This is a genomic window from Allobosea sp. GW822-FHT03F07 (genome assembly GCF_058801345.1).
The window spans coordinates 177,838-190,260 of the sequence record NZ_JBXAND010000003.1 but is presented as its reverse complement, the minus strand read 5'-3'; the positions used below and the strand labels follow the sequence as shown (position 1 = coordinate 190,260).

Genomic DNA, 12,423 nt, shown 5'->3' with positions numbered 1-12,423 from the left:
CGGCCCGCCGCCGCCCCTCCCCCGAGCGCCTCACCGAAGGCGTTCCGGAGATGGGCGGCACAGCCGCTGAACAAGGCCGACGGGCGCATTCGAGCGCCTTCAGGAATCGAAACGACGAAGCCCATGTCCGCTGCCTTCGACACCCGCAACGACGGCGTCGCGCTGACCTCCACCGGCGAGGCGCGCGACTTCTTCGCGCTGCTCAAGCCGCGGGTGATGTCGCTCGTCGTGTTCACGGCGCTGGCCGGCATGGCGACGGCGCCGGGCTCGGTGCATCCGGTGATCGGGCTCGCCTCGCTGCTGGCGATCGCAGTCGGCGCCGGCGCCTCCGGCTGCCTCAACATGTGGTACGACGCCGATATCGACGCACTGATGAGCCGCACCGCCAAGCGCCCGATCCCGTCCGGACGCGTGTTGCCCTCCGAGGCACTCTCCTTCGGCCTGACCTTGTCCGTCGGCTCGGTGCTGGTTCTCGGGCTCGTCGCCAACCTGCTCTCGGCGGCGCTGCTGGCCTTCACGATCTTCTTCTACGCCGTCGTCTATTCGATGTGGCTGAAGCGCTCGACGCCGCAGAACATCGTCATCGGCGGCGCGGCTGGCGCCTTTCCGCCGATGATCGGCGAGGCCGTCGTCACCGGCGATCTGGGCCTGCATTCGATCGTGCTGTTCGCGATCATCTTCCTGTGGACGCCGCCGCATTTCTGGGCGCTGGCCCTGGTGAAATCCGCCGACTACGCGCGCGCCGGCATCCCGATGATGCCGAACGTCGCCGGCCCGGCCTCGACGCGCCGCCAGATCGTGCTCTACTCGCTGGTGATGGCGCCCGTCGCGGTGCTGCCGGCCCTGATGGGCTTCGGCGGGCTCGCCTATCTCGCCGTCTCCGTCACGACGGGACTTGCCATGATCGCGCTCTCCATCCGCGTCTGGCGGACGACCGAGGGCCCGGCCGCGACCAAGGCCTGCTATACGCTGTTCGGCTTCTCGATCTTCTATCTCTTCAGCCTCTTCGCCGTGCTGCTCGTCGAGAACGGCTTGGGCCTGATGTGGGCGCTGCCGAAGGTGTTGGGATGAGCGAGTCGCGCCGGAAGCCGCCCGCGCCGCCCGCCTTCTCGCCGGAGGACATGGCGCGCCGCAGACGCCGCTCGATCGCGCTGGCGCTCGTGCTCGGCGGCCTCGTCGTGTTCTTCTTTGTGGTGACGCTGGTGAAGACCGGCCCCGCCATCCTGAACAGGCCGCTGTGATGAACGCAGCACCACAGTCCCCTAAGAATCCCGCCCCGAAAAACCTCGGCCGCACGGCGCTGATCTGCGCCGGCGTCGTCATGGGCATGACCGGGCTCTCCTTCGCGGCTGTGCCGCTCTACGACATGTTCTGCAAGGCGACCGGCTTCGGCGGCACACCGAAGGTCGGCACGGCAGCGGCCGGCACGATCCTCGACCGGACGATGTCGGTGCGCTTCGACGCCAATGTCGCGCCGGGGCTGGGCTGGAAGTTCGAGCCCGAAAGCCCCGAGATCAGCTTACGCGTCGGCGAGACGAAGACGGTGTTCTACAAGATCACCAACAGGACCGATCGCGCCTCGACGGGCATCGCGAGCTACAACATCGCGCCGGAAAAGGGCGCCGCCTTCTTCGTCAAGATCCAGTGCTTCTGCTTCACGGAGCATACGCTGCAGCCGGGCGAGAGCCTGGAAGCGCCGGTCGTCTTCTACATCGACCCCGAGATCGCGGCGAATCGCGAGCTCGACGGGCTGAAGGCGATCACGCTTTCCTACACCTATTTCGCCTCCAAGGCGGGGCAGCCGCTGGCCCAGGGCGGGGGCAACCCCGCTAAGGGTGACGCGGCAAAGTCGAACCTGTAAGTAACGGCGCCGGAAACGAGCGCTGCAAAGTCGGACGCGGAGACTGATAACGATGGCCGGGGCCCATACCAAGAACCACGACTACCACCTCGTCGACCCGAGCCCCTGGCCGCTCGTCGGCTCGATCAGCGCGACGATCATGGCGACCGGCGCCGTGATGTGGATGAAGGCGCTGACTCTGGGCGGCATGAAGCTCGGCCCGCTGGTCTTCGGCATCGGTACGCTCGGGGTGCTCTACACCTTCCTCGCCTGGTGGATGGACGTCGTCCGCGAGGCCGAGCATGAGGGTCACCACACCCGCGTCGTGCAGATGCACCACCGCTACGGCATGCTGATGTTCATCGCCTCCGAGGTGATGTTCTTCGTCGCCTGGTTCTGGGCCTTCTTCGATGCGAGCCTGTTCTCGGGCGAGGCGATCAACTTCACCCGCAAGGAGTTCACCGGCGGCGTCTGGCCTCCGGTCGGGATCCAGACCTTCGACCCCTGGCACCTGCCGCTGCTCAACACGCTCATCCTGCTGACCTCAGGCACCACAGTGACCTGGGCGCACCACGCCCTGATCCATGGCGACCGCAAGGGCCTGAAGCAGGGCCTGTGGCTGACCGTGATCCTCGGCATCCTGTTCACGATCTGCCAAGTCTACGAGTACTCGCACGCCTCCTTCGCCTTCAGCGGCCACATCTACGGCGCGACCTTCTTCATGGCGACCGGCTTCCACGGCGCGCATGTCATCATCGGCACCATCTTCCTGGCGATCTGCCTGTACCGGGCCTATCTCGGCCACTTCAAGCCGCAGCAGCATCTCGGCTTCGAGTTCGCCGCCTGGTACTGGCACTTCGTCGACGTGGTCTGGCTATTCCTGTTCGCGGCGATCTATGTCTGGGCGTCCGGTACGCCGGCCGCTCACTGAGGCGCGCCGCCCGACAGAAACCTTGGAAGGCGGCCTCGGCCGCCTTTCGCTTTTCGGGAGGCCGCCATGGCCGACGACCACCAGCACATGCTGCCCTCGCCGTATTCAACCGGCCTTGCCGGCCGCTGTCCTCGCTGCGGCGAGGGCAAGCTGTTCGAGGGTTTCCTGAAGGTGCGGCCACGCTGCGCGGCCTGCGGACTCGATTTCAGCTTCGCCGATTCCGCCGACGGTCCGGCCGTGTTCATCATGCTCATCGCGGGCTTCGCCGTGCTGGGCGCGGCGCTCTATGTCGAGATCGCCTATGAGCCGCCGATCTGGCTGCATCTGGTGATGTGGCTGCCGCTGGCGGTGATCGTCTGCCTCGCGCTGCTGCGACCGATGAAGGGCCTCGCGGTTTCGCTGCAATATGTCCACAAGGCCGAGGAAGGCAGGCTGGAGAAGTGAGCGAGGCAGCCTCCCCTGTCGGGCATACCTGGCGCTTGCTCTGGCCCGCGCTGCTGTCGCTGCTGGGCGTCGCGCTTCTCTGCACGCTCGGGGCCTGGCAGATCGCACGCATGGCCGAGAAGCGCGTCTTCATCGAGCGGCTCTCCGCACAGGCGGCCGGTGCTCCGGCGCCGATGCCGGCCTCAAGCACCTGGGCCACGCTCGACCCGGCCAGGCTCGACCTGACCCGCGTGACGGCGCAGGGCAGCTTCATCGACGGTCCTGTCGCCAGCGTACGCACCACCATTGCCTCAGGCGGCCCCAGCACGCGCCAGCTCTCCGGCTTTGGTCGCTGGATCTTCCAGGGTTTCAGGCTGGCCGATAGTGGCGTCGTGCTGGTCAATCGCGGCTTCGTGCCCGAGAGCCGGCTCGCGGAGATCAAGCCGCTGAGTGGCCCCGCGAGCGTGACCGGCTTCCTGCGGGCGCCGGAAGGGCGAAGCTCCTTCACGCCATCCGACCTGCCGGCGCAGCGCGAGTTCTACACTCGCGACCCGGCCGCAATCGCCGCTTCGCTCAGCCTCGGCCCGGTCGCGCCATTCTATCTGGAAGCGGAGCGCCAGGGCGATGCGTTGACCCCGCCGGCCGGCGTCGATGCGAAGGAGTTGATCGCGCGCATCCCCGACAACCACCTCTCCTATGCGCTGACCTGGTTCGGGTTGGCCGCGACGCTCATCGGGGTGTTCGCGGCCTTTGCCTGGCAGGGGCGCAGGAAGGCCCACGAGGCGATGGACTGACGCCGGTTCGCTTTTGCCCAAACCGGCGGAGCGGCCTATAGCTTTTGGCAAGTTCACGTCACGCCCAGATCACCGAGACCCGACGCCGTGCTGCATGTGTCCACCCGCGGGGAAGCGCCCGCCCTTTCCTTCTCCGACGCCCTGCTCGCCGGGCTCGCCCGCGATGGCGGGCTTTACGTTCCCAAGGCCTGGCCGAACGTAACGACCGACGAGATCGCCGGCTTCTCCGGCCGGAGCTATGCGCAGGTGGCCGAACGCATCGTCGGCGCGCTCGCCGATGGCGACATCGAGGGCGCGGCGCTGTCTGCGATGATCGCCGAGGCCTACGCCACCTTCCGGCACCCGGCCGTCTGTCCGCTGAACCAGATCGGCGACAATCTCTTCGTGCTGGAGCTGTTCCACGGGCCGACGTTGGCCTTCAAGGACGTGGCGATGCAGCTGCTGGGGCGGTTGATGGACCATGTGCTGAAGCTGCGCGGCGAGCGCGCCACTATCGTCGGCGCGACCTCGGGCGACACGGGCGGCGCGGCGATCGACGCCTTCAAGGGGCTGGAGAGGGTCGACGTCTTCATCCTCTACCCGCAGGGCCGCGTCTCGGACGTCCAGCGCCGGCAGATGACGACGGTCGAGGCCGACAACGTCCATGCCATCGCCGTCGAAGGCACCTTCGACGACTGCCAGAACCTGGTGAAGGCGCTGTTCAACCACCACGCCTTCCGCGACGAGATCGGGCTCTCGGGCGTGAATTCGATCAACTGGGCCCGGATCGCGGCGCAGGTGGTCTACTACTTCACCTCGGCCGTCTCGCTGGGCGCACCCGGCCGCAAGGTGTCCTTCGCGGTGCCGACCGGGAATTTCGGCGACGTGCTCGCCGGCTTCGTCGCCAAGCGCATGGGGTTGCCGGTCGAGCGCCTGCTGATCGGCACCAACAGCAACGACATCCTGGCGCGGACGCTCGCCAGCGGCGCCTATGAGATGAAGGGTGTGCACGCCACGACCTCGCCCTCGATGGACATCCAGATCTCGTCCAACTTCGAGCGGTTGCTGTTCGAGGTGCATGGCCGCGACGGCGCGGCCGTCCGCCGGCTGATGCAATCGCTGCAGCAATCCGGGCGCTTCGAGATCGGGCCGGAACCGCTGGCGGCGATCCGCAGCGAATTCGACGCGGTCGGCATCGACGAGGCCACGACAGCGGCCGAGATCGACCGGACCTGGCGCGAGGCCGGCTATCTGCTCGATCCGCATACCGCGGTCGGCGTCGCGGCTGCGCGCGGCGGGCTCGCGACGGATCCGGCGACGCCGATGATCGTGCTCGGCACCGCGCACCCGGCCAAGTTCCCGGCAGCGGTGAAGGCCGCCAGCGGCGTGACGCCGGCCCTGCCCGCCCATCTCGGCGACCTGATGGAGCGCAAGGAGCGCTTCACCCTGCTGCCGAACGACCAGGGAGCGATCGAGGCCTTCGTCCGGAGCCATGCTCGGGCGGTGCGGGGAGCGGCCGCATGAGCGCCGAGATGAGCGCGACCGGGCCGGCCGAGATCGCCGAGGTCGCGGCGGCCAGCCCGCGCGGCGTGCACGATCCCGAGGTCGGACTCACGACGCTGCCCTCCGGCCTGCGCATCGTCTCCCAGCGCATGGACCACGCCTCGACGGTTTCGCTCGGCATCTGGATCGGATCCGGCTCGCGCGACGAGCTGCCCCATGAGCATGGCCTCGCCCATCTGCTCGAGCACATGGCCTTCAAGGGCACGGCCCGCCGCAGCGCGCTGCAGATCGCAGAGGAAATTGAAAGCGTCGGCGGCGATCTCAACGCCGCGACATCGGTCGAATACACCTGCTACACGGCGCGCGTGCTCGGCTCCGACCTGCCGCTGGCCGTGGACATCCTGTCCGACATCCTGACCGCGTCGACGCTCAGCGAAGAGGAACTGAAGCGCGAGAAGGGCGTGATCCTGCAGGAGATCGGCGCCGTCCAGGATACGCCCGACGACCTCGTCTATGACCGCTTCCTTCAGGCGGCCTTTCCCGACCAGCCGCTCGGCCGGCCGATCCTCGGCACGGCGAAGACGGTGAAGGGCTTCACGCCGGATGCCATCCGCGCCTATCTCGCGCGCAATTACCATGCCGGCAACATGGTGCTCGCAGCTTCCGGCGCCGTCGATCATGACGAACTCGTCGCGCTGGCGAAGACCCATCTCGCCGCCTTGCCGGCCAGCCCCGCGATCCCGCCTGCGCGTCAGGACGGGCGCTATCTCGGCGGCGAGGCGCGGGTCGGCAGCGACGAGGAGCAGGTCCATCTCGTCCTCGGCTTCCCCGGCCAGGCCTTCAAGGACGGCGCGCACTATCCGCTGCAGATCTTCTCCTCGGTGCTGGGCGGCGGGCTGTCGTCGCGGCTGTTCCAGGAGGTGCGCGAGCGGCGCGGGCTCGCCTATGCGATCGACGCCTTCCACTGGCCGTTCTCCGATTGCGGCGTCTTCGGCATCGGAGCCGGCACCGCACCGGAGGATGTCGGCGAGTTGATCGAGGTCGCGCTCGCCTGCCTGCGGCAGGCGGCGGAAGATACGACCGAGGCGGAAGTGGCGCGGGCGCGGGCCCAGATGAAAGTCGGGCTGCTGGCCTCGCTGGAAAGCCCCGGCGGCAAGCTCGAGCAGATGGCGCGACAGGTGCTGCTGTTCGGCCGGGCGATTCCGCGCGAGGAACTGGCTGCGCGGCTGGATGCCGTCACGCTCGACGATGTGCGGGCGGCCGGACGCTCGCTGCTCGGCCACCAGCCCACGGTCGCGGCCGTCGGCCCCCTGCAGGGGCTGCCGTCGGCCAACAGGCTGCGGCATGCGGCACGGGCAGCGGAATAGGTCCGGCCATGGCGCTCTTCCGCTTCTCCACCGAGCCGCCGACGCGCCCGCTGGTGCGGACACAGAACCTGATTCTGCGCGCACCGCAGGCGACGGACTATGCCGCCTGGGCCGTGCTGCGGATGGAGAGCCGGGCCTTCCTGACGCCATGGGAGCCGGTCTGGAACGAGGATGACTTGACGCGGACCTCGTTCCGCCTGCGGGTCAAGCGCGCCGCCCGCGAGATCGCCGCCGACGAAGCCTATTCGCTGTTCATCGTCGATGGACGCTCGGAGACGCTGCTCGGCGGGCTGACGCTGGGCCTGGTCCGGCGGGGCGTCGCGCAGGCCTGTACGCTGGGCTACTGGATGGGAGAGCGTCATGCCGGCAAGGGCCATATGACCGAGGCGGTGCGCGGCGCGCTGCGCTTCGCCTTCCAGGATCTCGCGCTGCATCGCGTCGAGGCCGCCTGCCTGCCCAACAACGAGCCCTCCCGGAGGCTGCTCCAGCGCGTCGGCTTCCAGCAGGAGGGTATGGCCAGGGCCTATCTCCGGATCAACGGAAACTGGGCCGACCATTTGCTCTATGCCGCTCTGGCGAGCGACCGGCTGCCGGGCGAAAGCCGGTGACGACAGAGGGCCCTACATGGCCACCGGCCGGGGCCGCGGATGCCTTGCCCTCGCCACGAGCCGCCGATAGGACTGACGCCCGACCACGCATGACTGTTCCCTGCCCCAGATTCGAGCGCAGCTTGACCCTTCCCGACCGACTTCTCCGGTTCGGCCTCGGCCTTGCCGGCCTTGCGCTCTGGCTCGTGTTCGCGGCGGCTAGTCCGGCAGCCGCGGTCGAGGCCGTGCGCGTGCCGGTCGACGCCACCGTGCTCGACCTGACCAACGTGGTCGAGCGCAACCGTTCCGACGGCGACGTCATCCAGATATCGACCGCGCCGGGCTCCGACGGCATCGTGCGCCGCATCGCGGTCAGGGCACGCGAATCCGGGGCGCGGCCGGACTGGATCGTGTTCGCGCTGACCAATGATTCCGACGAGCAGATCGACCGCCTGCTCGTCGCGCCGTTTCACCGGCTGATCGGCTCGGGCGTGATCTGGCCGGATCTCGGCGACCGACGCATCGAGGCGGTGACCGCGAGCCAGGGCCTCAGCCCCGAGCGCGAGGTGAGCCCGGATGCGGACGTTTTCCTGATCACGCTCGACCCCGGCACGACGGTGACCTTCGTCGCCGAGCTCAAATCATCCAACCTGCCGCAGCTCTATCTCTACGAGCAGGAAGCCTATCGCCAAAAGACCAACGGGCTGACCCTCTACAAGGGCATCATCATCGGCATCGCCGGCCTGCTGGCGCTGTTCCTGACGATCATCTTCGTGGTCAAGGGCGCGGTGATCTTTCCCGCCGCGGCTGCGCTCGCCTGGGCTGTGCTGGCCTATGCCGGGCTCGATTTCGGCTTCTTCCAGCGCATCTTCCCGCTCACACCGGCGATCGAGCGGATCTACCGCGCCGGCGCCGAGGTGGTGCTCGCGGCGACGCTGCTCGTCTTCCTTTTCGCCTATCTCAACCTGGCGCGCTGGCATGTGCGCTACAGCCACGTCACCATCGTCTGGATGCTGGGCCTCGCCGCGCTCGTCGGGCTTGCCGTCTTCGACGCTCCGATGGCTTCGGGCATCGCGCGCATCTCGATCGCGGCTGTGGCTGCCGTCGGCTTCGTGCTGATCCTGCATCTTGCGACGCATGGCTATGAACGGGCGGTGATGCTGATCCCCACCTGGTTCCTCCTGGCGATCTGGGTGACCGCGGCCGGCTTCACCGTCACCGGGCAATTTCAACGCGATCTCGTCGCGCCCGCCTTGCTGGGCGGCCTCGTGCTGATCGTGCTGCTGATCGGCTTCACCGTGATCCAGCATGCCTTCGCCGGCAGCGGCCTGTCGCAGGGCCTCGTCTCAGACACGGAGCGAAGGGCGCTGGCGCTGTCGGGCTCGGGCGACCTCGTCTTCGACTGGGACGTCAGCGCCGACAAGATCTTCGTCTCGCCGCAGATCGAGACATTGCTCGGCCTCGCGCGCGGGGCGCTGGAAGGCTCGGCCGCACGCTGGTTCGAGCACATGCATGTCGCCGATCGCGACCGCTACCGTGTCTCGCTCGACGCGGTGCTGGAGCAGCGCCGCGGCAAGCTCAATCTCGACCTGCGCCTGCGCGCGGCCGGAGGCAACTACCACTGGTTCAACCTCAAGGCCCGGCCGGTGATCGGCTCGGACGGCGAGGTGATCCGCGTCATCGGCACGCTCGCCGACGTCACCGAGCAGCGCACCGCGCAGGAGCGCATGCTGCACGACGCCGTCCACGACAACCTCACCGGGCTGCCCAACCGCAAGCTGTTCCAGGACCGGCTCGGGGCCGTCTTCGGCTTCACCCGCGCCGACGAGACCATCCGCCCGACCGTTCTGGTGATCGACATCGACCGCTTCAAGCAGGTCAACGAATCCGTCGGCTTCTCGGCCGGCGACTCGATCCTGCTGACGCTGGCACGGCGCCTCGGCCGGCTGCTGCGGGCGCAGGACACGCTGGCGCGCATCGGCGGCGACACTTTCGCGATGATCCTGGTTTCGGAGCGCGACCCCGAGCGCATTCTAGCGCTGGCCGAGCTGGTGCGCCGTGCCGTCTCGACGCCGATCACCTTCGCCGAGCGCGAGATCCTGCTGACGCCCTCGGTCGGCCTTGCCCTGTTCGACCCGGCTCCGGCCGCCCGCAAGGACGATGCGCTGAAGAACGCCGAGCTCGCCATGGCCCATGCCAAGCGCCAGGGCGGCAACAAGATCGAGGTCTTCGTGCCGGCGATGCGGACCGACCGCAACGATCGCCTCGCGCTCGAAAGCGACCTGCGCCGGGCGATCGAGCGCGGCGAGATCCAGGTGATGTATCAGCCGATCGTCCGGCTGGAAGACCGCACCATCGCGGGCTTCGAGGCGCTGGTGCGCTGGGACCATCCGCGCGAAGGCCGGCTGATGCCGCAGGACTTCCTCGCCATCGCCGAGGAGACCGGGCTGATCGTCGATCTCGGCGTCTACGTCATGGATCGCACCGCGCGGGAACTCGAAGCCTGGCAGGCGGCGCTCGAGGTCGAGCCGCCGATCTTCGCAAGCGTCAATGTCTCCAGCCGGCAGCTGCTGCGCCATGACCTGCTGCATGACGTGAAGACCGTGCTGGCGCGCCGGCGCATCCTGCCGGGCACGCTGAAACTCGAGATCACCGAGAGCCTGGTGATGGAGAACCCGGAATATGCCGCGCAAATGCTGTCGCGCATCCGCGATCTCGGCGCCGGCCTCTCGCTCGACGATTTCGGCACCGGCTATTCCTCGCTGTCCTATCTGCAGCGCTTCCCTTTCGACACGATCAAGGTCGACCAGAGCTTCGTGCGCCAGATGGGCAGCGGCAAGCCGCCGGTCATCCTGCGCTCGATCGTCCAGCTCGCGGCGGATCTGCGCATGGATGTCGTCGCCGAAGGGGCGGAGAGCGAGTCGGATGCGATCGAGCTCTACCAGCTCGGCTGCCAGTACGCGCAGGGCTACATCTTCGGCCAGCCGATGACCGCGGCCGAAGCACGTCGGCTGATGGGCGCCACGGCCGCGAGTTCCAGTGAAGCGGCTTAACCAGGTCGCCGGTCTTTCCGGGGCAGGCCGAAGGCCTGAGCCCGGAACCCATGAACACGACATGGTTGGCTGACCGCGCGCCGTCATTGCAAGTGCAGCGAAGCAATCCAGGGTGAACTGGGTTGAACCGTTCAGCCCACTTCCCCCTGGATTGCTTCGTCGCCTCGCTCCTCGCAATAACGCTGGAGGATCGTGGTGTTCATGGGTTCCGGGCTCCTCGCTAGGCGAAGTCCCGGAATGACGGATGCGGCCTCTCAGGCGTGCCCGGCCTCGCTCGACAGGAAGGCCGGGTCGATGCCGATCTTGCCCAAGGCGCGGCTGTACTTCGTCTCGATGCCCTCGTCGAAAAGCAGGGCCGGGTCGGCGGCGCAGTGCAGCCAGCCATTGGCCTGGATCTCGGATTCGAGCTGGCCCGCGCCCCAGCCGGCATAGCCCAGCGCCAGCACCGCGTTCTCCGGCCCGCTGCCGATGGCGATCGCCCTGAGGATGTCGAGCGTCGCGGTCAGGCAGATGCCGTCATCGATCGGCAGCGTCGCCGATTCCAGAAAGAAATCCGCCGAATGCAGCACGAAGCCGCGCTTGGTCTCGACCGGCCCGCCGCGCAGGACCTGCAGGCGTTCGGCCTGACTCGGCAGACGGATCAGTTCCTCGGAGGGGATGACGTCGAGCTGGACCAGGAGATCGGGAAAGCGGGTGTCGGCCGCCGGCTTGTTGACGATGATGCCCATCGCCCCGTCCTCGGAATGGGCGCAGATATAGACCACGCTGCGGCTGAAGCGCGTGTCGGCCATGCCGGGCATCGCGATCAGGCACTGCCCGTCGAGATAGCTGCGGCCGCCGAGGCGCTGATTTGAGCCGATCTTCATGCGAGCATGCTAGATCACTTTGGCCCATGCTGGGAACAGGGGTTTGCGTCGGAAAATCGATGACCGCCATTGTGCCCCAATGCTGATCCAGCATGCCCGCTCACAAGGCCCATCACGTGATTGTTCGACGAGGCTCGATGGTTTTGGTCGCAATTTCCAAGCGCAGCGCATAAATCTCGATCGTGAAATACATTCTCTCTCTCCTGGTCTTCGCCGCAGCGCTGCTGGATGGTCGCGCGCATGCGCAGGAAGCCGCGATGTCGCCCTGGTCGAAGACCGACCACGCGTCGCTGCGCCTGATCGCGGGCGCGACTGCCGCGTCCGGCAAACAGCGAGTCGGCGTCGAGATCGTGATGGCGCCGGGCTACAAGACCTACTGGCGCAGCCCCGGTGATTTCGGCGTGCCGCCGGTCTTCGACTGGAGCGGATCGACCAATATCGGCGGACTCGACGCACGCTGGCCGGCGCCCGAACGCTTCCAGGACGCGAGCGGCTACTCCGTCGGCTATGTCGGCGAGGTAGTGATCCCCGTCTCGGTCCAACCGGTCGACCCGAACAAGCCGGTCATGCTCGTGCTGAAACTCGACTATGCCGTCTGCGACAAGATCTGCATTCCTGTGAAGGGCGAGGCCCGGCTCTGGCTGGAACCGGGTGTGACCTCGGTGACCTCGCCGCGTCTGGAAAGCTTCGAGGCGCGCGTGCCGATCCCTCTGAAGCTCGGCCCGCACAAGGACAAGATCTCCGTGCTGGAAGCGAAGTTCGACGAAGGCGCCATTGATCCGGGCCTTCGCCTGGTCCTGCAGGCCCCGCCGGACGGCATGGTCCAGGACGTGTTCATCGAAGGGGCCGGTATGTGGTCCTTCGGCAAGCCAACGCTGCGCCGGCAGCCGGACGGCACGACGGTCGCCCTGCTGCGGATCATCGAGCAGCCCAAGAGCGCGACCGGACCGGTGCCCTTCATCATCACCGTGCGCGGCAAGCCATCGGCCATCGAAACGCGGCTCGAACTCGACATCCCCTCGCCCAAGCCCTAATCCCTGAGCCGGGCGGCGGGTTGCCGCAGGCTTCACGGAGAACAGG

At 67.7% G+C, this 12,423-nt stretch carries 12 protein-coding genes; 11 read left to right on the top strand and 1 reads right to left on the bottom strand.

Annotation, left to right across the window (positions count from 1 at the left end; genetic code table 11):
• Positions 1-123: 123 nt before the first annotated feature.
• The 10 genes from AC1RMY_RS12270 to AC1RMY_RS12225 all read left to right on the top strand — a co-directional run bounded on the left by AC1RMY_RS12270 (position 124) and on the right by AC1RMY_RS12225 (position 10,477).
• Positions 124-1,071, top strand: coding sequence for a heme o synthase (locus tag AC1RMY_RS12270; RefSeq protein ID WP_492864773.1), 948 nt, complete (start codon positions 124-126; stop codon positions 1,069-1,071).
• Complete coding sequence (locus tag AC1RMY_RS12265) at positions 1,068-1,241, top strand: cytochrome c oxidase system small membrane protein (RefSeq protein ID WP_492864771.1); 174 nt, start codon at positions 1,068-1,070, stop codon at positions 1,239-1,241. Before AC1RMY_RS12270 ends, AC1RMY_RS12265 begins: the two co-directional genes overlap by 4 nt.
• Positions 1,241-1,861: a cytochrome c oxidase assembly protein gene (locus tag AC1RMY_RS12260; protein WP_492864769.1), complete on the top strand. Its 621-nt coding sequence runs from the start codon at positions 1,241-1,243 to the stop codon at positions 1,859-1,861. Before AC1RMY_RS12265 ends, AC1RMY_RS12260 begins: the two co-directional genes overlap by 1 nt.
• 52 nt (positions 1,862-1,913) lie before the next feature.
• On the top strand, positions 1,914-2,771 hold the full coding sequence (locus tag AC1RMY_RS12255; RefSeq protein ID WP_492864767.1) for a cytochrome c oxidase subunit 3: 858 nt from the start codon (positions 1,914-1,916) through the stop codon (positions 2,769-2,771).
• A gap of 66 nt (positions 2,772-2,837) precedes the next feature.
• A complete protein-coding gene (locus tag AC1RMY_RS12250) occupies positions 2,838-3,215 on the top strand; it encodes a DUF983 domain-containing protein (RefSeq protein ID WP_492864765.1) in 378 nt (125 codons plus the stop codon).
• The gene (locus tag AC1RMY_RS12245; RefSeq protein ID WP_492864764.1) at positions 3,212-3,988 is read left to right on the top strand and encodes an SURF1 family protein; all 777 of its coding nucleotides are present in this window, start codon (positions 3,212-3,214) and stop codon (positions 3,986-3,988) included. The genes AC1RMY_RS12250 and AC1RMY_RS12245 overlap by 4 nt, the downstream gene beginning before the upstream one ends.
• A gap of 87 nt (positions 3,989-4,075) precedes the next feature.
• The gene (gene thrC, locus AC1RMY_RS12240; RefSeq protein WP_492864762.1) at positions 4,076-5,491 is read left to right on the top strand and encodes a threonine synthase; all 1,416 of its coding nucleotides are present in this window, start codon (positions 4,076-4,078) and stop codon (positions 5,489-5,491) included.
• The gene (locus AC1RMY_RS12235) at positions 5,488-6,837 is read left to right on the top strand and encodes a M16 family metallopeptidase (RefSeq protein ID WP_492864760.1); all 1,350 of its coding nucleotides are present in this window, start codon (positions 5,488-5,490) and stop codon (positions 6,835-6,837) included. The genes thrC and AC1RMY_RS12235 overlap by 4 nt, the downstream gene beginning before the upstream one ends.
• Before the next feature lie 8 nt (positions 6,838-6,845).
• Entirely contained in the window at positions 6,846-7,445 is a 600-nt protein-coding gene (locus tag AC1RMY_RS12230; RefSeq protein ID WP_492864758.1) for a GNAT family N-acetyltransferase, read from the top strand.
• Between the two features lie 89 nt (positions 7,446-7,534).
• The gene (locus AC1RMY_RS12225; protein WP_492864756.1) at positions 7,535-10,477 is read left to right on the top strand and encodes an EAL domain-containing protein; all 2,943 of its coding nucleotides are present in this window, start codon (positions 7,535-7,537) and stop codon (positions 10,475-10,477) included.
• Between the two features lie 254 nt (positions 10,478-10,731).
• Here the strand turns inward: AC1RMY_RS12225 and AC1RMY_RS12220 are convergent, their stop codons facing one another.
• Positions 10,732-11,343, bottom strand: coding sequence for a YqgE/AlgH family protein (locus AC1RMY_RS12220; RefSeq protein WP_492864754.1), 612 nt, complete (start codon positions 11,341-11,343; stop codon positions 10,732-10,734).
• 182 nt (positions 11,344-11,525) lie between these two features.
• On the opposite strand from AC1RMY_RS12220, the gene AC1RMY_RS12215 reads away from it, so the two are divergent.
• Positions 11,526-12,377, top strand: coding sequence for a protein-disulfide reductase DsbD domain-containing protein (locus tag AC1RMY_RS12215; protein ID WP_492864752.1), 852 nt, complete (start codon positions 11,526-11,528; stop codon positions 12,375-12,377).
• Positions 12,378-12,423: the final 46 nt, after the last annotated feature.

What these genes read in the sequence shown, in the direction of transcription:
- AC1RMY_RS12270 (WP_492864773.1), top strand. Translation starts at nt 124, where the DNA reads ATGTCCGCTGCCTTCGACACCCGCAACGACGGCGTCGCGCTGACCTCC.
- AC1RMY_RS12265 (WP_492864771.1), top strand. Translation starts at nt 1,068, where the DNA reads ATGAGCGAGTCGCGCCGGAAGCCGCCCGCGCCGCCCGCCTTCTCGCCG.
- AC1RMY_RS12260 (WP_492864769.1), top strand. Translation starts at nt 1,241, where the DNA reads ATGAACGCAGCACCACAGTCCCCTAAGAATCCCGCCCCGAAAAACCTC.
- AC1RMY_RS12255 (WP_492864767.1), top strand. Translation starts at nt 1,914, where the DNA reads ATGGCCGGGGCCCATACCAAGAACCACGACTACCACCTCGTCGACCCG.
- AC1RMY_RS12250 (WP_492864765.1), top strand. Translation starts at nt 2,838, where the DNA reads ATGGCCGACGACCACCAGCACATGCTGCCCTCGCCGTATTCAACCGGC.
- AC1RMY_RS12235 (WP_492864760.1), top strand. Translation starts at nt 5,488, where the DNA reads ATGAGCGCCGAGATGAGCGCGACCGGGCCGGCCGAGATCGCCGAGGTC.
- AC1RMY_RS12230 (WP_492864758.1), top strand. Translation starts at nt 6,846, where the DNA reads ATGGCGCTCTTCCGCTTCTCCACCGAGCCGCCGACGCGCCCGCTGGTG.
- AC1RMY_RS12225 (WP_492864756.1), top strand. Translation starts at nt 7,535, where the DNA reads ATGACTGTTCCCTGCCCCAGATTCGAGCGCAGCTTGACCCTTCCCGAC.
- AC1RMY_RS12220 (WP_492864754.1), bottom strand. Translation starts at nt 11,343, where the DNA reads ATGAAGATCGGCTCAAATCAGCGCCTCGGCGGCCGCAGCTATCTCGAC.